The sequence below is a fragment of the Chryseobacterium piscicola genome, assembly GCF_900156685.1.
GTDB classification, from domain to species: domain Bacteria; phylum Bacteroidota; class Bacteroidia; order Flavobacteriales; family Weeksellaceae; genus Chryseobacterium; species Chryseobacterium piscicola.
The window spans coordinates 141,921-168,206 of record NZ_FTOJ01000003.1 but is presented as its reverse complement, the minus strand read 5'-3'; the positions used below and the strand labels follow the sequence as shown (position 1 = coordinate 168,206).

General features: G+C 33.9%; 15 protein-coding genes. 5 read left to right on the top strand and 10 right to left on the bottom strand.

Translation table 11 applies throughout. The features are described 5' to 3' along the window. Nucleotides 1–128: 128 nt before the first annotated feature. Nucleotides 129–2,066: a threonine--tRNA ligase gene (gene thrS, locus BW939_RS06775; protein ID WP_076451092.1), complete on the bottom strand. Its 1,938-nt coding sequence runs from the start codon at nt 2,064–2,066 to the stop codon at nt 129–131. Nucleotides 2,067–2,206: 140 nt separating this feature from the next. Here thrS and BW939_RS06770 point away from each other — a divergent pair, with 140 nt between their 5' ends. Then, nucleotides 2,207–3,181, top strand: a complete 975-nt coding sequence (locus BW939_RS06770; RefSeq protein ID WP_076451090.1) for a dipeptidase — start codon at nt 2,207–2,209, stop codon at nt 3,179–3,181. Between the two features lie 16 nt (nt 3,182–3,197). On the opposite strand, the gene BW939_RS06765 is transcribed toward BW939_RS06770, so the two are convergent. From BW939_RS06765 to BW939_RS06740, 6 genes are all read right to left on the bottom strand, one after another. Continuing rightward, nucleotides 3,198–3,383 carry a hypothetical protein gene (locus tag BW939_RS06765; protein WP_076451089.1) on the bottom strand — a complete coding sequence of 62 codons (186 nt, stop codon included), beginning with the start codon at nt 3,381–3,383 and terminating at the stop codon, nt 3,198–3,200. A 12-nt stretch (nt 3,384–3,395) separates the two neighbouring features. Beyond that, nucleotides 3,396–4,001, bottom strand: a complete 606-nt coding sequence (locus BW939_RS06760) for a DUF4230 domain-containing protein (RefSeq protein ID WP_076451087.1) — start codon at nt 3,999–4,001, stop codon at nt 3,396–3,398. 5 nt (nt 4,002–4,006) lie between these two features. After that, the gene (locus BW939_RS06755) at nt 4,007–4,570 is read right to left on the bottom strand and encodes a thioredoxin family protein (protein WP_076451085.1); all 564 of its coding nucleotides are present in this window, start codon (nt 4,568–4,570) and stop codon (nt 4,007–4,009) included. Between the two features lies 1 nt (nt 4,571). Next, nucleotides 4,572–5,039, bottom strand: a complete 468-nt coding sequence (locus BW939_RS06750; protein ID WP_076451084.1) for a pyrophosphohydrolase domain-containing protein — start codon at nt 5,037–5,039, stop codon at nt 4,572–4,574. 175 nt (nt 5,040–5,214) lie between these two features. Continuing rightward, on the bottom strand, nt 5,215–8,145 hold the full coding sequence (locus BW939_RS06745; protein ID WP_076451082.1) for a reprolysin-like metallopeptidase: 2,931 nt from the start codon (nt 8,143–8,145) through the stop codon (nt 5,215–5,217). A 258-nt stretch (nt 8,146–8,403) separates the two neighbouring features. Continuing rightward, the gene (locus BW939_RS06740; RefSeq protein ID WP_076451402.1) at nt 8,404–9,543 is read right to left on the bottom strand and encodes an acyl-CoA dehydrogenase family protein; all 1,140 of its coding nucleotides are present in this window, start codon (nt 9,541–9,543) and stop codon (nt 8,404–8,406) included. A 189-nt stretch (nt 9,544–9,732) separates the two neighbouring features. On the opposite strand from BW939_RS06740, the gene BW939_RS06735 reads away from it, so the two are divergent. Beyond that, a complete protein-coding gene (locus BW939_RS06735) occupies nt 9,733–11,595 on the top strand; it encodes an endonuclease (RefSeq protein ID WP_076451080.1) in 1,863 nt (620 codons plus the stop codon). 128 nt (nt 11,596–11,723) lie between these two features. On the opposite strand, the gene BW939_RS06730 is transcribed toward BW939_RS06735, so the two are convergent. Next, the gene (locus tag BW939_RS06730; protein ID WP_076451078.1) at nt 11,724–13,178 is read right to left on the bottom strand and encodes an LptF/LptG family permease; all 1,455 of its coding nucleotides are present in this window, start codon (nt 13,176–13,178) and stop codon (nt 11,724–11,726) included. A gap of 410 nt (nt 13,179–13,588) precedes the next feature. Here BW939_RS06730 and BW939_RS06725 point away from each other — a divergent pair, with 410 nt between their 5' ends. Continuing rightward, the gene (locus tag BW939_RS06725) at nt 13,589–16,141 is read left to right on the top strand and encodes a M4 family metallopeptidase (RefSeq protein ID WP_076451076.1); all 2,553 of its coding nucleotides are present in this window, start codon (nt 13,589–13,591) and stop codon (nt 16,139–16,141) included. A gap of 117 nt (nt 16,142–16,258) precedes the next feature. Here the strand turns inward: BW939_RS06725 and BW939_RS06720 are convergent, their stop codons facing one another. Next, a complete protein-coding gene (locus BW939_RS06720) occupies nt 16,259–16,906 on the bottom strand; it encodes an outer membrane lipoprotein periplasmic chaperone LolA1 (protein WP_076451400.1) in 648 nt (215 codons plus the stop codon). Between the two features lie 245 nt (nt 16,907–17,151). Beyond that, the gene (locus tag BW939_RS06715) at nt 17,152–19,674 is read right to left on the bottom strand and encodes an FtsK/SpoIIIE family DNA translocase (protein WP_076451074.1); all 2,523 of its coding nucleotides are present in this window, start codon (nt 19,672–19,674) and stop codon (nt 17,152–17,154) included. Nucleotides 19,675–19,922: 248 nt separating this feature from the next. Between BW939_RS06715 and ccsA the strand changes: the two genes are divergently transcribed. Both ccsA and BW939_RS06705 read left to right on the top strand, forming a co-directional pair. Next, complete coding sequence (ccsA, locus tag BW939_RS06710) at nt 19,923–23,246, top strand: cytochrome c biogenesis protein (protein WP_076451072.1); 3,324 nt, start codon at nt 19,923–19,925, stop codon at nt 23,244–23,246. A gap of 1,127 nt (nt 23,247–24,373) precedes the next feature. Beyond that, nucleotides 24,374–26,206, top strand: a complete 1,833-nt coding sequence (locus tag BW939_RS06705) for a T9SS type A sorting domain-containing protein (RefSeq protein WP_076451070.1) — start codon at nt 24,374–24,376, stop codon at nt 26,204–26,206. Nucleotides 26,207–26,286 lie beyond the last annotated feature (80 nt).

Genomic DNA, 26,286 nt, shown 5'->3' with positions numbered 1-26,286 from the left:
CCCCTGTTGTTAAATCTTTGTGCTATTGTATTATTATTTATTGGTTAATCTCTATCTTAATTAGCTTTAGCTAATTTTTTATAAATATAATGAATTCTATGGTAAAGTCTATTAGTTTTTAGCTAAAACTATCCACGAAATTCAAATCCTGTTTTAGATGCTTCTTTAAAGTAAGCAACAAAATTATCAATGCTCATTGCTCCAAGATCTCCTTCACCACGTCTTCTTACAGAAATCGTACCATCACCTTCCTCATTTTCTCCTACAATAATCATAAATGGAATTTTATTCAGCTCAGCATCACGGATTTTTTTACCCGTTTTTTCATTTCTCTCATCTATCAAACCGCTAATGTCGTGATTTTCTAAAAGTTGAGAAACTTTTTTAGCATAATCTACATATTTTTCACTAATCGGAAGGATGATAAACTGATCCGGAGCCAACCACAAAGGAAAATCTCCTGCTGTATTTTCTATCAAAATAGCAATAAATCTTTCTAAAGAGCCAAATGGCGCTCTGTGAATCATTACTGGTCTGTGTTTTTCACCATCACTTCCTGTATACCAAAGATCAAATCTTTCAGGCAAGTTGTAATCTACCTGAATAGTCCCCAACTGCCATTTTCTTCCCAAAGCATCTTTTACCATGAAATCCAATTTTGGACCATAGAATGCCGCTTCACCATATTCTGTAACAGTATTTAAACCTTTTTCCTTTGCTGCAGTTACAATTGCGTTTTCTGCTTTCTCCCAGTTTTCGTCGGTTCCTATATATTTCTCTTTGTTCTCTGGATCTCTTAAAGAAATCTGAGCTGTAAAGTCTGCAAAACCTAATGATCCAAAAACATACAGAACCAAATCTATTGTTTTCTTAAACTCATCCATCAGCTGATCCGGAGTACAAAATAAATGGGCATCATCTTGAGTAAACCCACGAACTCTCGTTAAGCCGTGAAGCTCGCCACTCTGCTCATATCTGTAAACTGTCCCGAATTCTGCATATCTTTTTGGTAAATCTCTATAGCTCCATTGTGAAGTTTTGTAAATCTCACAATGATGTGGGCAGTTCATAGGCTTCAGCATAAATTCTTCTCCTTCATTGGGCGTTTTGATAGGCTGAAAACTGTCGGCTCCGTATTTATCCCAATGTCCTGAAGTTACATATAATTCTTTAGCTCCAATGTGCGGAGACACTACAAATTCGTAACCTGCTTTTTTCTGAGCAGCAGAAAGGAAATTTTCTAATTTTTTTCTTAAAGAAGCACCCTTTGGCAACCATAAAGGCAAGCCAGCACCTACTTTTTCGGAAAAGGCAAAAATCCCAAGTTCTTTACCCAATTTTCTGTGATCTCTTCTTTTAGCTTCTTCTAATCTCTCAAGATGCTCGGATAGTTCCTTTTGTTTTGGGAAAGAAATACCATACACCCTGGTCAACTGAGGATTTTTTTCATTTCCTCTCCAATAAGCTCCTGCTGCATTCAAAACTTTGAAAGCCTTTACAATCGCTGTGTTTGGAATGTGCCCTCCACGACAAAGATCTGTGAAATTATCGTGCGTTACAAAAGTGATTTCTCCATCATTAAGGTTGGAGATTAATTCAACTTTGTACGGATTATCTGCGTATGTTTTTAAAGCTTCTTCTTTTGAAACTGGATATAGAGAGAATGTAGATCCTTTTTTAGCATTTTCTAAAACTTTCTTTTCAATCTTTTCAAAATCTTTTTCAGATAAAGTTTCGTCACCGAAATCTACATCATAGTAAAATCCATTTTCAATTGCTGGGCCAATTGTAAGCTTAGCATTGGGATAAAATTCCATGATTGCTTGCGCCAAAAGATGCGCCGAAGAATGCCAAAAAGCTTTCTTTCCAAGATCGTCATTCCAGGTTAAAAGCTGTATCGTAGAATCTGTGGTGATAGGCGTGGTAACTTCTGTTTGTGTGCCGTTTACAATTGCGGAAATGGTATTTCTAGCCAATCCCTCGCTTATAGATTTTGCCACCTCTAAAGGAGTTACTTCTCCTTCAAATTCTCTGACGCTTTGGTCTGGAAGGGTAATTTTTATCATTGTTTACTAAGAAATTTTAGGTTGCAAAAATACGCTTTTTTTATTTAAAACCGAACAAAACCATATATTTGAATTGAGAATTAATGTTGAAACTCGTGAAAAATTCATTTTATTTAAAGTAAATATTAAAAAAACAAATTATGAATAACCTCAATATAGACTTGCATTGTGACCTATTATATTATTTATTAAGAGCAGATATTAAACTTGATGACAAAGAATTGGGCTGTTCTTTGCCTTTTCTGAAAGAAGGAAATGTAAGATTGCAGACAATGGCAATTTATGCTCCTACTTCTAAAAACAGTTGTTTTTTAGCTTTACAACAAAGTGAAATTTTCGGTAAATTAATAGAAGATTCTAATTTTTTCCATTTTAATCTTAATAATTACGATGATTTGGAGAATAGAAGTAGAGTAGGAATATTAGCTTCTATAGAAAACGCTTCTTGTTTTTGTGAAGAAAATTCCCCATTGAACAAAGGTTTTGAAAATTTAGAAAAAATCATTCAGAATACAAAAAAACTTTTTTATATAAGCCTAACTCATCATGATGAAAATCGCTTTGGAGGAGGAAATAATTCTGAAGCAGGTTTAAAACCTGACGGAAAAGTATTGATAGACTATTTAAATGAGAAGAAAATTGCTATAGATTTTGCTCATACAAGCGATCAGTTAGCTTATGATATACTGAATTATATTGATCAAAGAAATTATAAAATTTCAGTTTTGGCTAGTCATTCAAATTTCAGAACGATTTATAAAAACAACAGAAATCTTCCTGATGAATTGGTTAATGAAATGATCGCCAGAAAAGGATTAATTGGATTGAATTTTATTAGAGATTATATTGATGTAGAGCATCCGGAAAGATTTTATGAACATATTCAACATGGTTTACATTTAGGCGCAGGAGATAATATGGCGTATGGAGCTGATTTCTTTTTTGATAAAAATCATCCAGATAAATCTAGGTATCCTTTCTTTTTCAAAGATTTTGAAAATGCTACAGCTTACAATGCAATTAACAACAGATTAAATGAAGAATTTTCTTCTGAAATCATGGAGAAAATTAGCCATAAAAATGCTTTAGATTTCATAAAAAGATTATGGACTTAAAAAAAATACTAAGTTTTCACTTAGTATTATCTGTTTTTCCCGATTTGTTGTTTTTTGAATATTTTTGAATATCTTCTTTATCAACATCAGAAGGGTTTTGTTTTTCTGAAGACGCCGGAATATCTCGGAAGTCTTCATTTTGTTTTTTTGTTTCTGCAGAATTAGCAGACTCTTTCTTTTTATTAATGTCTTTCGAATCCATAATTTTGAATTTTTAAATTCCAAGAATTCCGAGTTTTCCGGATTGATCTTCGATTTTATAGTTCAAAGCCTTTGCCAAAACGAAAATATTATTTAAATTTTCTATAAGTTGCGTTCTTCCTTCGTTGCGAAGTCTGTTTTGATCAATTGATTTTACAGCAGCTGTTTTTGCTTTCTGAGTAACGCTTTTCACATCTTTCTCTGTAATCCTGTGCGTAAAAGAATCGTCCATCGACTGAATCTCCACACTTGGCGTAATTCTAATGTCTGGATCGGGGATTTCTTTAATGATGAGTTTCTTATTAATAGAATCCACCTCTATTTTCATCTTATTAAGATCATACGAAACTTGTGCATTGGTTTTAGTATACGTAACAATATTTGTACTCGTCATTTCAGCACCCAAAAAAGTATAGCTGTACTTTGTTTTCTGTATTTCGGAAGTATTTTGCTCCATTACTACCATTTTATTCATCTTAGAAATTTGGTTGGTAATGAGATAATAATCTGAAGTTTCAGTTTTGTCTGATGATTTAAAACAAGATTTAAAACTAAAAAACAATACTGTCATCAGCAGAATTCCTGCTAAAAATGCGATAGGTAATTTAACGTTTTTCAAGACTGTTATTTAAAAATTTCTTTGATGACAGATTTATCATCTTTCTTTAAAATATCTACCAAATCTCTCTCAATATATCCTGTAGTAGGCATTTCTATAATTCTACCAATTTCCTTGCCATATTTTTGAACGATAATTGTAGGAACTTTTTGGATGTTGTAAATTCCCTCATCACCTGTTGGTGATTCTTTCTTTTTATTAACCGCAATGATGGTAAGTTTTCCGTCAGGATATTTTAATTCATCTAAAATTCTCATCAAACGAGGGAAATCTCTGTGGCTATCTTCGCACCAAGTTCCCATAAAAACGATAAGGCTATAGCTTGAGAGTTTAGCTTTTCTTAAATCTTTAATAGCATTTTGGTCTAAAGCATACTCGTCACGTTCTTTCACAAACCAATTAGAATATGGTTCTTTTAAGAATTGATCTTTCAGCTGATGTCCTAAAAGCATTTTACCATCTTCTGTAGTTTCAACTTCTCTATTAACTACCACTTTTTGAGCAACCATTTGCTGGGAAGCCAAGATAATGCAGGACGCTGCAAAAATATTTCTGATAATTTTTTTCATACTATTTGTCTAAAATATGTTTTAAATCTGCGGGAGAATAGTGTTTATTTTTCAAAACTTTATGATCAGTTTTTCTGTAAACATTAAATTTTTCTCCTGATTTTTCGTAGAACGATTCTACTTCTTTTTCTTTATAAAAATCTACCGTCTCTTTTGCCTGGGTCTCATTATCACAAGCTTTAGACATATTTGATCGTTGAACTTCATTAAATAGTTCTACAAATTTTTCGCCTAGCCCAAATTCTAAAACTGCACCGCTCAAAACGTACTGCAAATCACATAAAGCATCAGCAATTTCTACGATATCATTATCTGCGATAGCCTGTTTCAATTCGTTTAATTCCTCTTGTAAAAGTTCAACTCTTAGGTTACAACGATCCATTGATGGGATTGTTGGCGTGTCTAGAATAGGGGCTTTGAAAGTTGTATGAAATTCTGCAACTTGATTGAGGCTGTCTATCTTTTCCATGAATATTTTAATAAAATTTAGACAAATATAAATATTAGGAATGACAAAACATCATTGCTAATTAATAAATAATGTATGATTTATTTATAAACAGAAATAGAATCTCCTATCATTTATGCATCATGAAAAAAGCTGCTCGTTTCCGAACAGCCTTATTAAAGTTAATTACAGTTATTTAGTTTTTAATAAATCTTTTAGAAATTTCTCCTACCTGTATTACGTAAGCACCTTTGATTAAATTACTCACATTAGCCGAACCTCTTTGGAGCTTTCCTGAAATGATTACTTTTCCGCCCATATCGAAGATTTTGTAATCTTCATTTGTTGTTGTAGAAACATTTATAATATCTTTCGCAGGATTCGGATACAATTTAATGTTAGTAAACAAGTTTTCGGTATCTACATCGTTATTTCTTCCAGCCGAAACAATATTCAAAGTATAATCTTCAACTTGTCCGTAAGTGTAAGATCCACAAGATGAAGATGGTAAAGCATTATACTGCATCATCACTCTCATCCTGGTTGCTCCCAAGGTTGCAGCGGAAGGAATCGTGATAGATCCTGTAGCTGGAGATGTTTGTGAAGCTGTTTTAGACCAAGCCAATTCGCCGCTGTCGGAAAAATCGCCATCTTTGTTGTAGTCAATATAGACAGAATATGCTTCGTTATATTTAGTTGCAGCCCAAACCGGAGTTACCGAGATGGAATACGCACTTCCTCTTATAACATTCGTAGAAATTGCAGTAAAATTTTCATAACCTGCTGTTCCTGTAGAAGTGTTATTAATCGTTCCGAATTTCACATTTCCAATTCTTTCATCTGCAGTATTAGTAGCTGCAGCAGAGCAATAAGAAACGGTAGTTCCCGCCAAAGTTGTAACACTTACCGAGTTGCTTGCAGTTGAAATATTTCCTGCTGCATCTTTAGCTTTTACATTAAAACTATACGTAGTGGAAGGTGCTAAGCTTGTAACAGTGTAAGTTGTAGATAATGTAGAACCAATCATAGAAGCACCTTGATAAACACCATACCCCGTTACGCCCACAGCATCTGTAGCGCCCGACCATGCAAGACTTGTGCTTGTAGAAGTTGTTCCCGAAGCAACCAATGCAGGAGCTGTCGGTGGAGTAGTATCAACAGTTCCCGAGCCTGCATTTACTGTGATATTGGCATTGTTGACATCAAAGAAAATATGGTTTGAGCCTTTCACCATAATCCTTCCGGTTGTGGTAGAAACATTTGGAATAATTACTGCCTGAGAACCATCGTTTGGAGTTGCGGCCAAAAGCGTCGTCCATGTAATTCCTGAATTTGTAGACCAAAGAATATCTACATTGGTAGCATTCACGTCGTTTGCTGTAGTTCCGGCAACGATCCAATTAACAGTTTGAGAAGTTCCTCCTGTATAAGAGGTTGCAGAGTTTTGAGAACTCACACTAAAAGGCCCTGCAGTTCCGTTTACAGTAATCACAGTGTCATCTGAATTATTTCCCGATCCTCCAGACTTATTATCCCGAACTGTAAATCTGAAATTATAAGATCTTGCTACATTTGATAAAGCTTCTACAGTGATTTCTGAACCAGCAGTTGTAGTAGCACCTGCTAAAACAGACGCCATTTGTGGTAAATATCTTGTAGGCGTTAGCTGTGGAGCCCAAGATCTAAAAGTAGGCCCTGTAGCTTTTGTAGCACTGGCTGCTGAATTGGCAGCCGTTTGAGACGACGAAGCATTGTTCATTTGTTCCCAAATGTAGGTTAAAGCATCACCATTGGCATCTGTTCCAGTACCCGTCAACATGAATGGAGTTCCTTTAGGAATAGTATAATCTAGACCTGCATTAGCTGTAGGAATTGCGTTTCCTGTATTAGTAGTGGTTGGGCAGGTTTTAGCTTTGATATTATCTGTAATTTGTTGAATACTTACTGCATGGAAAAAAGGATCTGAATGCAACTGAACATCCTGAGCGGTAATCCCTGCATAACCCATGATTGTAGACCCTGAGCCGGTTTCCATATTCACGCCCGTTCCTTCATTACTGTGTGAGAAAGTATGGTTTCCTCCAAACTGATGCCCCAATTCGTGAGCAACATAATCAATATCAAAATTATCCCCCGAAGGAATTCCATCATTTGGCGAAGTATAGCCACTGCCTTTAGAACCATTCACACATACACATCCTATGCAACCTGCATTTCCACCACCACCGGAAGCTCCGAACAAGTGCCCAACATCGTAATTAGCTTCACCAATTACCGAAGTTAGAGTGGATTGAAGTTGAGAATTCCAGTTGCTCAATTGTGATGATGGAGAATAAGGATCTGTAGATGCGTTGGTATAAATTACAGCGTCATTATTGCTAATCAAAACCATTCTTGCGGAAAAATCTTTCTCAAAAACACCGTTAACACGGGTCATTGTATTGTTTATAGCAGCTAAGGCGTTGGCTTTGGTTCCTCCAAAATAAGTAGTGTATTCACCGGTAGTTGATAATGCTAATCTGAAAGTTCTCAATTTAGCATCGTCGGCATTTGGCCTTAAAACTAAGCTATTATTATTTGAAATTCCTTTTTGGGCAACATCTATAACGCTGCATTCGAAAGGATTTAAATCAGATTTTTTATCAGATTTTTTATAAACAGCATAGGTTAAAAGATCTTTAGTGTAAGGTTCGATGAATACTGCAGATTTGTTGCCATAAATTTCCATTGAAGATAAACCGAGTGACGAAATACTGAAATAAATGGTAGAATTTGAATTATCTAAACCATCGCCTACATAAGATTTGATATCTGGGTATTTTGCAGAAAGAGCGGGATCAAAGTTTGAGTTTTCTCTTACTTTAAAATTTTCCATTTTACCCTCAGAATTTGGAAAAGAGATGATAATTTCAGATTTTTCTCCTACAGACAGTCTTTTTGGAGCTTTTGCTAAAGCATTTTTTAATCCGTTAAAGTCTAGTGCATAAATTTTGGGACTGAGGAGTGAGGTTTTGTTTTCAATAATTTCAGAATTAGATTTTGCAAAAGTGCTAGACCAAAGCTGATCTGTTTGCGCAAATGAAATGCAAGATGTAAGCATCCCAATGACCAATAGTTGTTTTTTCATATAAATCTTATTTTGTTTGAGAAAATCCAAAGCTATTAAAATTTACTTTATGAAAATGTAAATTAATTAAGAATAATTTAGATTATTTGTATAAACTAATATGCGATACATTGAACTTAATTAACTTAAATACAATTATGAATAAGAATAACAAAATATACATTAACTCTTATTGAGATAATTAAAATTTTAAATTAAAAAAAGAAAACCATCTTAATTAAAAGACGGTTTTCAGTGTTAAACAAAAAAAATACTAATTTATTTAGTAATATCTCTACCGATTACTAATCTTTGAATTTCTGAAGTTCCTTCTCCGATTGTACACAGTTTAGAATCTCTATAGAATTTTTCTGCAGGGAAATCTTTTGTATAGCCATAACCTCCGAAGATTTGAACGGCGTTGTTTGATATTCTTACGCAAGCTTCAGAAGCATACAATTTTGCCATTGCACCTTCTTTGGTCATTTTTTGTTTTGCGTTTTTAAGTGTAGAAGCTCTTTGGATCAACAATTCTGCAGCGTCAATTTCTGTTGCCATATCTGCCAACATAAAATTAATAGCCTGAAACTCAGAGATTGATTTTCCGAACTGTTTTCTTTCTTTAGCATATTTCAAAGCTGCTTTGTAAGCACCTCTTGCAGTTCCCAAACTAAGTGCAGCAATAGAAATTCTACCACCATCCAAAATTTTCATTGCCTGCTTGAAGCCTTCTCCAACTTCACCTAAACGATTGGCATCAGAAACGCGTACGTTATCGAAAATAAGCTCTGCAGTTTCAGAAGCTCTCATTCCCAATTTGTTTTCTTTTTTACCAGAAGTAAACCCTGCCATTCCTTTTTCTAAGACGAAAGCAGTAGAGTTGTTTTTAGCACCAATCTCTCCGGTTCTCGTCATTACTACAGCAATATCTCCTGAAATAGCGTGGGTAATAAAGTTTTTAGCACCGTTGATTACCCAATGGTCACCGTCTTTCACTGCAGTAGTAGACATCCCTCCAGAATCTGATCCTGTATTGTGCTCCGTCAACCCCCAAGCTCCAATTACTTTACCAGAAGCCAGCTGAGGAAGCCATCTTTGTCTTTGCTCTTCATTAGCAAACTCATATATATGATTGGTACAAAGAGAGTTGTGAGCTGCTACAGAAAGTCCGATTGAAGGATCAACCTGAGAAATCTCATCTAAAATAGTTACATATTCATGATATCCAAGACCAGAACCTCCATATTCTTCAGGAATTACAATTCCCATAAATCCCATTTCCCCCAACTGATGAAACAATTCTTTCGGGAAAGTCTGGCTTTCGTCCCATTCCATAATATTGGGTCTGATGTTTTTCTCAGCAAAGTCTTTTGCCGTCTCGGCTATCATTTTAATGTTATCCATTGTTTCTGTATTCATAATCTGTAAAAAGTTTCTGCCCAAAGATAATTAAATTGACGAAATTGCAAAAATATATTAACATACGTTTATTACAAAATTTAAATAATTTGTAATCAATTAATTAAAATGATTGTTAATGTAATTTTAATATTTAACATAAATTTTTAAAAATAATAAAATCTTATCTTAGCAGCCCAATTTTGAATTATGAAAAAAATTCTATTTTCGGCTGTGTTTCTGTCAGCAATTGTTTCAGCACAAGCACCTTCCGGATACTACGATAATACCATCGGATTAACAGGTTATGCATTAAAAACAAAGCTGCACGAGATTATTTCGAACAAAAATGTTAATTGGCATTATAGTGACTTGCCTACGTATTATAATCAGACAGATTTGGATAAATATTATGATCATGATGCAAATAATACCACTATTTTGCTAGATATTTATTCTGAAATACCATCGGGATTAGATTCTTATGAATACAGTTCTGCCAACTTAATCAGCACTTCCGGAGCTGAAGGTTTGGGATACAATAGAGAGCATGCAGTACCGCAAAGTACTTTCAACAGCAATTATCCTATGTATTCTGATTTGCATTTTGTAATCCCTACTGATGCAAGAATTAATCAGTTGAGAAATAATTATCCTTATGGAATAGGAAATTCTACAGTACATTATACATTTTCAAACACTTCGAAAATATGCAATAGCGCTATCCCGAATTACGTTTATACCAATCGTGTTTACGAGCCGATTGCTGAATTCAGGGGTGATATTGCCAGAATGCTACTTTATTTCGCAGTAAGATATGAGGATAAATTGCCCTCATTTAATCATTCTACCAACATCAACCCAGCAATTGACAGATCTGCTTTTGATGGAACTGCCGAACGGGCTTTTGAGCCTGCTTATATTACAATGTTGCTACAATGGCATCAGCAAGACCCTGTTTCTCAAAGGGAAATTGACAGAAATAATGCAGTATATAATCTTCAAAAAAATAGAAACCCTTTTATTGACAATCCACAATGGGTGGATTCAATCTGGCTGCAAACTGCCGATTCTATTGCTCCTCAAACGCCTCTAAATTTAAATTCAACTCAAACGGGAGCTAACTTCACCAATTTAGCATGGTCTCCAAGTACGAATACTGATGTTTTAGGATATAATATTTATCAAAATGGAGTTTACGTTGCTACAACAAAATCAACTTCGATAGTAATTGATCATCTCACAGCATCCACTACTTATTCTTTTACTGTAAAAGCTTATGATCAAGCATACCTTGTGTCACCAGACAGCAATACAGTTAACGTTTCTACTCTTGCAACAGATTCTAATGCTAAAGATCTTTATATCACTAAATACATTGAAGGAACTGGCAATAATAAAGCTATTGAAATATTAAATAAAACCGGACATGAGGTTGATTTGAATAATTACAGCATCAAAGTGCAATATTATAACAGTGTTACTAATTCCTATTATTTCGGAAATAGTTTTGAACTTGAGGGAAAAATTTCCAATAATGAGAGTCGTGTTATTCTCAATCCGAAAGGTGCACTTTCTTGTTATACAAATAATGAAGCAGATTTTTTGACAGCAGGTGATGCAATGAATTTTTCGGGAACACAGTATATAGAATTGGCTTATAAATCTACAACTGTAGATGCAGTAGGCAGCAAATTTGTGAATAACACACTTGGCGATATTTCTCTTTATAGAAAAAATACTGTGACACAACCAAATAATAGCTACATCAATACAGAATGGGATTCTTATGCTGTAAACTATTGCCAAAATCTAGGCAATCTCTCTGTTTCGGATTTTGCAATCAATGCTTCTGAAATTAAAATATATCCGAATCCTGTTTCAGAGCACATCTTTGTTAGTGGAAAGATTGAAAATATTAAAAACGCTCAGATTCTAGATTATTCAGGTAAATTAATTTATACTGAAAATAATCCTTTTAAAAATAAAAAGAGTATTTCAGTACAAAATATTAATTCTGGAAATTACATTCTTTTGCTTGACGATAAATCCTTTAAGTTTACTAAAAAATAAACCGTTTAGATTTAAGCAAAAAAAAAATCCTCAAAAAATTATTTTTGAGGATTTTTTCAATTTAATATATGATGTGAATGATGAAATTATGTTTTGAAATAACCAAAAACTATGCCATAAACAATACCTTATTGATACCTTTGATGTTCTTTCTGTTTAACAAATCTTTTTGTAATTGGTTTTAGTAAAGCTTTATATTTTTCTGCATCAAACAATTGCGAGTCTGTAAGGGCTTTATAAGTCATCCATACACCAAAAGGTAAAAGAATAATGTTTGGTAACCAAGCTGCAAGATAAGGATTGAGTTTACCTGTCCAAGCTAAATTTTCAAAACCTACATTGATGACATAAAAAATAATAAATATCACGATGGCTACAATTACAGGAAGACCCATTCCTCCTTTTCTGATGATAGAACCCAAGCTAGCGCCAATCATGAAAAAAATGAGACAAGTAAATGAGTAAGTAACGATTCTCTGCTGGTAAATGATTACTTTGCTGAAGTATTTCACACTCGGATTAAGCTCATTACTTTTGTTATCTAAACTACTTTTGAGATTATCTAATCTGTTATATCCATTAAATATGAGGTCTAGTTTTTTGTCTGATTTTATTGTATCTATTTTATACTGAGCTTTCAAAGGTACTTTAGACTTGTTTTGATCTATATATGACATCACCGAACTTGTTTGAGAAAGTAAATCTGAACTTATATTCTCTGCAAGCCTTTTATTATCTTTCTGCACTGTAAGAATAGTAGCATTGAGCTCGTTATAAGTCTGAAAACGATAATCATCTGTAATTTGCTCTTTTTCAATAGCTTTACTAATCAACTCACTGATGTCAAAATGAGAAACCAAGGTATCAAATTTAATTGCTTGATCTGGTTGTTTTACTCGAACGTTTTCACCTTTTCCGGCATAGCTATCTTCAAAGATATACCCATTGTATAGCACCAGTTTTAAAAATGCAGGATTGGTTGCCGGCAGAAACTCACCCCTTTGCGCTACAATAGACTGCTGATTATCAAACGTATTTGCTTTTCTATGAATAAAAACTCCATCCAATTTTTCAGCATTTTTTCCTTCAATCTTATCAAATTTCACCATATATCCGGGAATTTGATCAATGAATTGCCCTGGTGTGAAATTAAGCGCAGGCTTTGTTTGCGCAATATTGAAAAGCATATTTTTTGCCTTCCTCTGAAAATCGGGAACAATATTATTTGAAAATAGATAAAGTAAGATTGCCAAAAGTGTTGTGACGCCAAAAAGAGGAATCATCACTCGGGTAAGTGATATTCCGGCAGCTTTCATGGCAGCAAGCTCATACCTTTCGCCAAATTCTCCAAAACACATGATGCTTGCCAACAAAATCGTAAGTGGTAATACCAACGTTATGACATTTACTCCCAGATAAAAAAGAAGCTTCAAAATTTGAAATGTGGATAATCCTTTACCCATAAACTGCCCAAGTTGAATCCAAACAATATTGACAATAAAGATAAAAAACAGCACACTGAATATGAAAAAGAAAGGACCAAAAAAGGTCTTGATGATATATCGGTCTAAAATTTTAAACATGAAGCAAATTTATAAAAAAACAAAAGATTCTTATTGATAAATTGTATCCGAATAAAATTTGTTTAAACAAATTAGGAGTGTTTGTACTCCGCCATAATTGAAAAGCCTTTTTATTCTTTGCTAAGCTTACGTATTTACCTTTAATTTTTTAAAATTTTAATGGAATCGCTGAATTTTCATTTGCGAGCCTTAAAAAAGGTTAGTAGTTAAAAAAAGCTTGTGCATTTAGAGTGAAAAATTGGTTTTACGAGGAATAACGGTCCATCAAAAACAAATTATTATAAATTATTATAAAGCAATTTTTCCCTATAATATATTACATTATTTTGATTATTTTTTATAAAATTAACTATGAAAATTAACAAAAAATGTATATTTGTAAATCTAATATCTAAAACAAGTAAAATTATATGAAAAGAGTTATTTGCACTATTCTTATAGCCGCTTCGATGCTTGGTTATGCACAAAAATCGAAAAATATTGATTTTTTCATTAATGAAACCAAAGCAGAAGTGACAATCAATAACAGTACTTCTACACCAAGTTTTATAACCTTTCCAAATTCTCAACATTTAAAACTTACCGGAGAGAGTGTTACTGAAAAAGTGCAAAACTTTATTTCTACAAACTTCAAAATTTTCAATTTAAATTCTGCCCAAGATTTGGTTTTTGTAAAAGAATTTACCGATAATTATGGGTTAAAGAATGTATTTTATGCACAAGTTTACAAAGGGGTTCCCGTTTACGATGGCGTTTTAAAATTTCATTTTAATAAAAATGAAGAACTTACTTCAATCAACGGAAACATTATCCCTAATATTAATGATACTGGAATTGCAGAAATTACAAAACAAAATGCAATAGAAAAAGCGAAATCTGTTGTAAAAGATCAAAAACTTAGTTTCGCAGAATTGCCTTTAGAAGTAGGAAAATTCAGACTTTTAATATTCCCTAAAGGACTTGCTCAAAACGAAATCGTACAATCACATCTTGCTTATGAAATTGAAATAACCAATAAAAATGATGTAAGAGAATACTTATATATAGATGCCCACACGGGTAAAATAGTAGAGCAGTTTACAGGAATTCATAATGTGCTTGATAGAAAACTTTATGAAACGAACACTACCAACCCAACCAATCTTAAATGGTCTGAAGGAGATCCTCTACCAGGAACGCTAGATCAATGGCAGCAAAATGAAGTAATTACTTCTGAACATGTTTACAATTTCTTCAAAAATGCTTTCAACTACATCTCTTATGATGGTGCAGACCATAGCATGACTACAATAAATAACAACCCAAACATTAGCTGCCCTAATGCCAATTGGAACGGAACTACAGCAAACTATTGCACAGGTACAGCTGCAGACGACGTTGTAGCACATGAATGGGGACACGCATACACAGAGTACACCAGTGAACTGATTTATTCTTATCAATCTGGAGCGATTAATGAATCTTATTCTGATGTATGGGGCGAAACGATTGACCTCTTGAATAATTACCAAGATGCGGGAGAAAATTTGGCAGTAAGAACAAGTACAACCTGCACTGGTACACAAAGGTGGAAAATGGGAGAAGACACCACTTCTTTTGGTGGCCCTATCCGAGATATGTGGAATCCCAATTGCAACAACGATCCGGGGAATATGAATGACACTTATTACCATTGTGCTACCACAGATTCTGGAGGCGTTCACATCAATTCTGGTGTAGGAAATCGCCTTTACTCTTTGCTAGTAGATGGTGGAACTTACGGCGGATACACGATTACCCCTATTGGTTTTACAAAAGCTGCTCACTTGTGGTGGAGAGCACAAGCAGTTTACCTTACTTCCACAAGTGGATACGAAACTTTTGCCAATGCACTTGAAGCTTCCTTTAATGATTTAGTAGGCATTAACCTTCAAGGGCTATCCACAACATCAACTCCTGCAGGATTATCTGGACAAATTTTTGCTGCTGGAGAACTTCAAAATCTACAAAATGCTCTTTTAGCAGTAAAATTAAGAACTCCGCCGCCGGCAAGTTGTAATTTCTTGCCTATTTTAGCTGCAGCACCAGCTTTGTGCACCAACGCAACTTCAGCTCCGTTATTTCAAGAAACTTGGGAAAATGGTATGGGTAACTGGACGGTAAGCAATATTGGTGTTACCCCTACTTGGACCCCAAGAAACTGGGCTATTGATACCACTTTACCAAAAGGCAGAGCAGGAAAAGGAATTTTTGGGATTGATCCTGTTAACGGAAATTGTTCTACAGATTTTCAAAATGGAACATTGCGTCTTGAAAGCCCACTTATCACCTTTCCCGCTTACACCGCTGGAAATTATGAAATGGCATTCAATCATTATGTAACTACTGAAAATTTGTATGATGGCGGTAACATTAAATATAGTCTTAACGGTGGTGCCTGGACACTTCTTCCGGCAAGTGCATTTACCACAAATCCGTATAATAAAACTCTTGCTAATACAGGAAATGATAATCCGATAAAAAACCAGCCTGCTTTCTCAGGAACCGATGGAGGTGGGCTTGAAGGAAGCTGGGGAAGAAGCGTTGTTAATCTTTCATTAATTGGTGTAACTCCAAATTCTAATATAAAATTTAGATTTGAAATGGGAACCGACGGATGTAATGGGGTAGAGGGTTGGTATATTGATGAAGTCTACGTTTACAACTGTAGCTTTGCAAGTTTAAGCGTTGAAGAAACCGTAAAAACAAAAGGCCTATCAGTTTATCCGAACCCAACAAACGGAATCATTACCATCAGCAACAGCAAAAATATAAATGTGAAAAATGCTGAATTGTACAACAGTGCTGGTCAGTTACTCAAAACTTATTCTTTAGAAAGAGATGAAAACAATAAGTTGGATTTCTCAAAAATAACAGAAGGAATTTATATCCTTAAAGTGATAACTAAAGATAAAACGCAAACTTTCAAAATAATTAAAAAGTAAATTGTCTTCACAAAATACTTTTGAAATTCACAAACTTTTTTTTAGATTCTTATCTGAAAAATATTTAATGTGATTCATCTACAAAAAAACACCCGCTGGTAGCGGGTGTTTCTATTTTTAAAGTTCTGTAACAAGATAAGATTTGTATTTATTTTTATCAAAACTAAACATCTGCGAATCTAATTTCTGATTTTCTTTATATTCCTGAATGGCAATTACAGCAATATCTTTGTTGTTTCCGTATTGTTCTAGTTTTAGCATTTGTTTTTTCGTAGAATCAATGTAGAGATAAACATGTTGTAATCCGTTTGATTTTACTGGGGTCAACTTAATGAAATCTGCACTCACACCGTTGATTGTTTTCTTGCCATTATACGTTACATTGTAATCATTTCTATAGCTGGAAAGGTAGTTTATTGGAGAAAACATTTGTCCGCCGGCGTTTGGTTTTGCAACGGTAACTTCCATATCTTCTGTATTGATATTGTAAATTTTGCTGCCGTCAAAAATCTGTTCAATTTCCATGATTTTCAATTTGTATTTGTCACCAGCAGAGTAGTAGATCCCTGTTTCCGTTTTGCTCACTTTTCCGTTCATTCCGCTACCAAAAGAAAACTTAAAGTATGAATTTTTTTTCGCGTTATAATTAGCAGTTACTTCATCCAAAATTTTCTTAGATTTTGCATCTATTTTCTGCGCTTGTGATAAACCAGCATTCATGATAATTAATCCTGCTGCTGTTATTTTAAATAATAGGTTTTTCATTTTTAAATTTCTGTACTGTTCTTTAGACGTTATTTTAAGTCTTAAGTTAAAAGTTTTATATTGATTAGAAAAAAGACTATTGATTATCATTTGGGCTGTATTTTAAAGATTTAAATACAGCATAAATTAATATCAAGATAAACAATATCTTCAAGTATGGTATTAAGACAATCAAACTACTTAAATATTTTTATTATTTTAGAGGTAATTCGAGCTTAAAAATCATTTAAGTTTTCATTTTATTTTTAACTGCGTAAATCTTCCAAAAACTGTTCCAAAGAATGAAGATCACTGATGAGAACCTCTCTTGCTTTTGCTCCGTTGAAACCACCCACTAGACCACTTGCTTCCAGTTGGTCCATAATTCTTCCGGCTCTGTTATAGCCCAATTTTAGTTGCCTCTGAAGCATAGAAGTAGAACCTTGTTGCGTTGAAACAATAATTCTTGCTGCATCTTCAAACAATACATCTTTTTCGTTCGGATCAAAAGCTCCTACGTTGCTTGATCCTTCATCAGAAACAAATTCCGGCAGTAGAAATGCAGAAGCGTATCCTTTTTGTTCACCGATAAATTCTGCCAATCTTTCCACCTCAGGAGTATCAACGAATGCACATTGAAGTCTTAGAATTTCATTTCCGTTAAAATAAAGCATATCGCCTTTTCCAATCAGCTGGTCTGCACCGGTAGAATCTAAAATCGTTCTAGAATCAACACTTGAAATCACTCTGAATGCTGCTCTCGCAGGGAAATTGGCTTTAATCATCCCGGTAATTACATTTACAGAAGGCCTTTGTGTTGCAACAATCAGGTGAATTCCCACAGCTCTGGCTAGCTGCGCCAATCTGGCAATAGGAAGTTCTACCTCTTTTCCTGCAGTCATTATTAAATCTGCGAATTCGTCTACTACCAAAACGATGTAAGGCAAATATCGATGTCCGTTTTCAGGATTTAATTTTCTTTCGGTAAATTTTTTATTGTATTCTTTTAAGTTTTTACAGAAAGCATTTTTAAGCAAATCATAACGTTGATCCATCTCTATACAAAGTGAATTAAGTGTATTGATTACTTTATTGGTGTCTGTAATAATTGCATCATCAGAATCTGGAAGTTTGGCTAAATAATGTCTTTCTATTTTAGAATAAAGAGAGAGTTCCACTTTTTTAGGGTCAACCATTACAAATTTTAATTCACTAGGATGCTTTTTGTAGAGTAGGGAAGTTAAAATAGCGTTGATACCTACAGATTTACCTTGTCCTGTAGCCCCCGCCATTAATAGGTGAGGCATTTTAGACAAATCTGCCATAAAAACTTCATTAGAAATTGTTTTACCAAAAACTACTGGCAAATCCATGTCAGTATTTTGAAATTTCTGTGAAGCAATTACTGATCTCATTGAGACCATCGTAGGATTTTTTCTTGGAACTTCAATACCAATAGTACCTTTCCCGGGCATTGGTGCAATAATTCTGATTCCTAAAGCAGAAAGATTCAATGCAATATCATCCTGTAATTTTTTAATAGAAGCTACTCTAATTCCTGCTTCGGGTACAATTTCGTATAGCGTAACTGTTGGTCCGATGGTCGCTTTAATTTCAGCAATTCCAACATTGAAGTTTTTCAAAAGCCCAACAATTTTGTTTTTGTTTTCTTCTAACTCTTCTTTATTAATTGAAATTTCTTCATTTCCATAATCTTTCAATAAATCTAAAGTAGGCATCTGAAATTTTGCTAAATCTAATCTATGATCATACAATCCATGCTTATCAACCAAATCCTGAGATTGTCTATCTACATCATCCACAATGTCAATTACCGGTGCAACTTCAACTTTAAAAGAGATATTATCTGCAGAAGAATTTGAATCAACTATTACATCAAATGCCTCTTTTGGCTCAGTCTTCGGAAGAGATACAGGTGTATTCATTGAGAGATTTACTGTACTCGACAAATTTATTTTTTCTTCTTTCTGTTCTGCAAAAGATGTTTGGTTCGGTGTAATAATTGGTTCGAGTTTTGGTTCTTCAATTTTTATTTCAGGAATAATCTCTATATTATTAGCAGTAGTAATTCTTTCTTGTGCTGCAGTTTTCACTTCTGGTTCAGGATTTTCTTCTGTTTCAGTAAGTTCTTGATCTGCTTCAAAATTTTCATCAGATTTTGGCATCATCGCTTTTACCCTTTCGATTGTATTTTCGTTTATAGAATCTAATTTATTTTTAATAGAGCTTGGTCTTATATTAAACTCAAGTATAAAATACAAAGCAATACTTACAAACAAAACTACCCAAAGCCCCACACTTCCAATCATTGAAACCAATGTATCCATGATTTGATAGCCATAAACGCCGCACAAAACACTTTGCCCAATTGGTATTGCTGCAAAAAAAATAGGCAGCCAACAAATAAAAAACAAAGAATGCCCAAAGGTTTTCCAGGGTTTAAATATTTTTTTCTTGAGTATCATTGTACCAAAAACCACAAACAAAAATGCAACGATAAATGCTGCTACACCAATACTTTCATAAATGAATATTTTGCCAAACCACTGACCCATTTTCCCAAAAATATTAGAAGATTTTATGGTTTTGTCTAGCAATGCACCAGCTTGGCTTTGGTCTGATTTCCAGTTAACTAAATAAGAAATAAACGATATCGTTAAGATTCCGGCAAATACAATACATAGCAAACCGAAAAAGATTCTCGGTTTAGATAAAATTTTAGATTGCTCTTGTAAAACGGTCTGTGTTTTTTGTGTTTTCTTTTCCATAGCTTCAATGGGGGCAAATTTAATGTTTTTTTAGATTAAAGTTTGGCATTTGAGTAAGCCAATTTTGTAGAATTTCATCTAAGTTTTTGAGCTAGAAGCCTATATTTTTACAAAAAATGAGAATACTCAATCGTTATTAAGAATCATTCCAAACAAGCTGAATAAGAGTATTGGGTGACAAAAAACAGCTTTTTTTCACTGCCTTTCGTCTAATCATCCTTATTTTTGCAAGTCAAGTAAAAAATAAAATGAAGAAGTTAACAGACCTCCTGATTTCTACCAGAACTACGGCAGTACTTTTACTGGTATATGCCTTCTCAATGGCCTACGCCACATTCATGGAAAACGACTATGGCACACCCACAGCAAAAGCTTTAATTTATGAAGCAAAATGGTTTGAGCTCGTTATGTTTCTGCTAATTCTCAATTTTTGTGGTAATATTGCCCGATATCGTCTTTGGAAGAGAGAAAAATGGCCTGTTCTGGTTTTCCACTTGGCTTTTATCTTGATATTTATTGGTGGTGCAGTTACCAGATACATCAGTTTTGAAGGTCAAATGAGCATTCGTGAAGGAGAAACCACTAATGAGATTGTTACCGATAAGCATTTCTTTAAAATTCAAATTGAAGAAAAAGGTGATGTTTTAACTTATCAGGATATCCCATATTTAATGTCTCCGCTTCACAAAAGTTTTGAGGCCAACTATGAGTTTCACAACAAAAAAATAAAAGTTGTAGCCAAAGAATATATTCAAAGAAAAAAAGACAGTTTAGTTCCTAATACACAAGGTGCAGAATATCTTCATTTGGTTTCTACAGGTAGTACAGGAAGACAAAACATCTATCTTAAACAAGGCGAAACCAAATCTATCAACGGAACTTTGGTTTCTTTCGGCAGAGCAATTGAAGGAGCTGTAGAGTTTGCCAATAACAATGGGCAGTTAATGATTAAAACACCTGTAGATGCAGCTTACATGACAATGGCAACACAGGCAACAGGAAATACAGTTAAAAATCAGTTTCAGCCTTTAGTTCTAAGAAGTTTATACACCATAAATGAATTGAAATTAGTAGTACCGGAAGGTTTGAAAAAAGGAAAACTAATGGCTATTGAAGGTGACAAGAAGAAAGACCAGAATGTTCCGGATCAGTTGACAGTTGAAATTCAAGGACCAAAAACTAAACAGCTTGTTGATCTTTCTGTTGAAAGAGGAAATCCTGACGCTTATAAGCAAGTAACAATGGACGGACTGAATATTATGCTTGGTTTCGGACCAAAAAAATACACTACACCTTTCAGCATCAAATTAGATGATTTTGTAATGGAAACTTATCCAGGAAGTACTTCTCCAAGTGCCTACGAAAGCCATATAAAGGTGATTGATGAAGGCAAAGAAACTCCTCATAAAATCTATATGAACAATGTTTTGAATTATAAAGGTTATCGTTTTTTTCAGGCTAGCTACACGCCCGACAGAATGGGAACGTTACTTTCTGTAAACCATGATTTCTGGGGAACTTTAATCTCCTATATTGGTTATGCTTTCTTGTTTGGAGGTATGTTTGTGATGTTTTTCTGGAAAGGAACCCATTTTTGGAAGCTTAATAAAATGCTGAAAGACATCAGTAAAAAGAAGGCAACAATGATTCTTCTCATTCTTTTGAGTTTGGGTTTAAACGCTCAAAAAATTGAAACCCACGGAACAAGCGACGGAAGCAGAGAGCATGTACATGTAGAAGGCGATGACCACTCCCACGACGTGGCTCCAGAGTTGGTTCAACCAAAACAAAATTCTGTTGCATCTCCTTTAACGAAAATGAGAAATATTTCGCCAGACGAAATCATATCTAAAAATAAAATAAGCAAAGAACACGCAGATAAATTCGGGTATCTTTTGGTACAGAATTTTGAAGGAAGAATTGTTCCTATCAATACAGAAGCTTTAGATGTTTTAAGAAAACTTTACCAAAGAGATAAATTCAAAGGAACAGACGGTAAATTTTTAACAGCCGAACAATGGTTTATTTCTATTAATACAGATACTCCTAGCTGGACGATGGTTCCGCTAATAAAAGTAGATGCCAAAGGAGGTAAAGAACTTTTGAAAATGACAAAAGCGAATGAAGATGGCTATACTTCTTTGATGAATCTTTTCCCAGCAGATGCTAATGGAAATCTAACTTACATTTTAGAAGCTGAATACAATACTGCATTCCGTAAAAAACCGGCTGAGCAGTCGGAATATGATAAACAAATTATCAAAATAAACGAAAGAGTACAGATTTTTAACGGTTTATTCAGCGGTCAGTTTATGAGAATTGTACCCGTAAAGAATGATCCGAATCACACTTGGAATTCATGGTTAAATCAAAAAATGGAACCAGATACAGAATCTCAACAAGTGATGGGACCATATTTTGCAGAAGTGCTTCTGGCACAAAAAACAGGAAACTGGAGCAAAGCAGATGCTGAATTGAAAAAGCTTTCAGATTATCAGCAAAAGTGGGGTAAATCTGTAGTTCCTACACAATCTAAAGTTGATTTGGAAGTTTTTATGAATAAAACCGACATCAATTTTAAGCTTTTGATTTTCTATACTTTAATTGGTGGTTTATTGTTAATTCTTGGTTTTGTTGAATTATTTAAGCCAAATAAAATTTTGAACAAGATCATCAAGGGTTTCATTTATCTGGGGTTAATAGGATATTTCTGTCATTTCTTAGGATTGATAGGGAGATGGTACATCTCAGGTCACGCTCCTTGGAGTAACGGTTATGAGGCCATTATCTTTATTTCTTGGGTCGGTATTTCTGCGGGATTAATGTTCTATTTTGGATTTGGGAAAAGTAGTTTTACTGATAAAACCAAGTCTGAAGGCGCTAAAAATTTGGTATCTAAAAACAACTCAAATGCATTGATACCTGCAGCAGGCTATATGGTTGCGGTAATCATGATGGGATTTGCACATGGTGCATCATCTCTAGACCCTCAAATCACACCCCTAGTTCCTGTTTTGAAATCATATTGGCTCATTGTGCACGTTGCCATTATTATTTCTAGTTATGGTTTCTTCTCACTATCAATGATTATTGCGGTAATTTCATTGGTATTTTATATTATTTCAGATAAAAAATTATTCAAAACGCATAACGATTCTACACTGAAAGAACTGGCAATTGTTGCAGAAATGTCTACCACCATCGGGCTCTTTGCATTAACAGTAGGTATGTTCCTTGGAGGAATTTGGGCCAATGAATCTTGGGGTAGATATTGGAGCTGGGATCCTAAAGAAACTTGGGCTTTCATTTCAGTAATCATTTATGCTTTCGTTTTACACATGAGATTGGTTCCGGGATTGAGAAGTAGATGGGCAATTCACGTAGCAACAATGTTCTCGTTCTGTTCAATGCTAATGACTTACGTTGGAGTAAATTACTACTTAAGCGGACTTCATTCCTACGCAGCAGGTGATCCTGTTCCTATTCCGGCTTGGGTGTATATCGGCTTTGCGACAATGGTTGTACTGTCTGTAGTTTCATTTATAAAATTTAAGGCTCTTACTAAAAAATAGAAAACTTAAAATACTATTTTAAAATCCTGAAGAAAAATCTTCAGGATTTTTTTATTGATAAAATTTCATGTTTTATAAACTATAAATAGGATTGTTTTGATGATGTAAAATAGATTGAATGATGAGAATATTTTTATTGTTTTTTTTCACTATTTTATATCTCCTTATTATTTTATTCGTTAAAAAATACAATTTTTTGATGCTAATTATTTTTAATTATCAGTTAATCTAGAAAAGATATTTTAATAATTTAAATAAAGTCTATTCATTAAAATCATATAGATTAAAGCAACAAAAGAATCCGCTTTTTAGAAGCGGATTCAGTAGATAAATAAATCTCATTTTTTAGTTAGACAACAATAAAAAAGCACAGCCGACGATGCTGTGCTTAAATTTTTTATATCAAATTTAATTGCAATTTCTGAAAATAGAAAAGAAAAAAAGGTTTCATTTCATTTTTTTACATCGTAAAATTAATAACATTTTCGATAGGGTATGTAAATTTAATATTAAAATTAAAAAATTATCTCCCAAAAAATAGGGCGAAAATTTTAGAGGAAAGCCAATCTCTCATTTTTGTATTATTTTGCATAAAAACACATCACAACAGATTAAATTCAAATTAAAAACTATTATTATTTAATAATTCATAATCATTTTATATCTTTGATGAATACTCTCTTGTATGAGACATAATTTAACAATCTTTTCGGTTTTGTTTTTATTTGTAGGCATGAAATCTCAAACTCTTCTCCAGCATATTAAAACTTGGAAAACTTATGTTGGTGGTTACAGAACTCACCTCAATGAATAAAATCAGTACAGAAATGGTTTACAACTAGATATTTACTTTTGAAGTAACAGATCAATTAGATATTCAGTTGTACAACAATCCCCATAACGGAAATTTTTATCGTAAATGATTTGTTCTCGAAAAGCAAAATGCAAAAAAAGAGTAATAGATATGTCTGCAAGATTAATAGCTTCTTAAAATTTAGAAAAGAAAAAAAATATTCGATTGAAAAGACTACTTGCTGCCTGAAATTATATTGTAGAAACAGTTTCTGAAAAAGGAAATCGGATAAGAGTCTTCAAACTTCTTGCAAATCAATAATCAAAATAAAAGTATGAAAAATATTATTAGCTTATCCTTAATTATTTTATTATTTAATTCAGCTTTTTCTCAGACAACTTTTACATACCAAAGAACTTGGGGTACCTACGTTGGCGGAACTGGAAATCTTCTTTTCGATGAGTATAAAGTAGGAACAAACGTCTTCCATGATTCTCAAAACAATATTTATACAAACTCTACTGCCTATTTGGTAAGTGGCTATCAAAACAGCTATTACGATCAGTATGTTTTGGGAGGAAACAACTGTGATTTATCGGTTTCTCCCAATTTGTATCATTCTGTTTACAGTGCAAATGCACCAATGATATGGGGAGGATATAAAGGTATAGATAGCGGAACAATTCACAATTTTGAGATTCTAAGAGGTATTGATCATAATAACAACAAATACATATTAAAAGCCTATAGCGGCATTATAAATAATCTTTCAACTTCCGGTGTATGGCTTACTCAAAATCAAAATTTACCTTCAAACATTACCGTTACACTTTCTAAGTATACACCATCAGGAATACTTCTTTGGACGACTTACTTGCCCAATACAACTTCAGCAAGAGGTGTTATACTGCGATTTGATGAAGATTCTAATATTTATTTGGTTTCCGACACCAAAGCTGATATTCCCGGGCTTACAACGCCAGGTGTTTTTGTGGAAAATTTTATAGATTATCAAACTGCAAATATGCAGTTATCCAACAGTTATATTGTAAAGCTCAATAGTTCTGGGCAAAAGCTTTGGGCAACCTACTCACCTTTGATTATAGATTATGAACTGTATGATGGTTCTATGTACGCAGTTACAGATTATGAGCAAAATATGCCGGGAACTTACACAGATGCCGGAACTTTTCAGCCATTAGCTAGCGCACAAAATTTAATTATAAAAATAAATGCCAATACAGGTCAAAAAGATTGGGGTACATTTTACGGAACTCCTTTTTCATCGGGTTTATACAGTGGAGCAGGAATTTATGGAATTGAAGTAAGTTCTACCGGAGTCTACGTTTCGGGTGAAAATATGGACCAGAGCAACCCAACCTATTTTGCAACTTCTGGAGCTTTTAAGCCTCAGTTAACAGGTGACAGCGATCTTTTTTTAAGCAAATTTGGTTTTACCGGAAATCGCTTGTGGAGTACTTACTTTGGAACAAACGGCTATGATACAAGCCTCGCTTTCAGTAATCTTTCTGTTTTTGATAATAAAATATTAATTACAGGAAATCAATATGGTGCCACAGACAACATTTCTACACCACTAGCTTTTCTAAATACAATACCAAATACTTCAACCAATTGGTCGAATATGTATTTTGCAGAATTTGACGCCAGTGGAGCAAGAAAATGGTGCTCATATTATGGCGGTCCGGGCACTAGCTTTTGGGGAGAATACATAACACCCCGATTTTTAAATGACGGCTCATTTATACTTTACGGTACAACAGGCTCACCTACAGGAATCGGTACAGAAAACGGAGCTTTCCCTTATATGCTAAATCCGGCAATACAACAATCTTTTGGCTATATCGGAAAATTTGATTTAAAAAACCCTCTATCAACATCCGAAGTTCTATCACAAATAGATATTCAGCTGTATGACAATCCCAATGACGGAAATTTCTACATAAAAGGAGATATTCTCCAAAAACAAAAAGCTTCTATAAAAATTTCAGATTGGTCTGGAAGATTAATTGCCACACAAAATTTGGAAAAAGAGAAAATCAATTTTATACAAATGAAGGGAAAACTTTCTGTAGGAAATTATCTTTTGGAAGTATTTTCTGAAAAAGCCGAACAGATGAAGGTTTTTAAAATAACAGTAAAATAAAAATAGGAAGCAAAAATTGCTTCCTATTTTGTTATCCAATTAATTTCTAATGGAGCTGTGCGTGGAACGGTAGGTGTTTT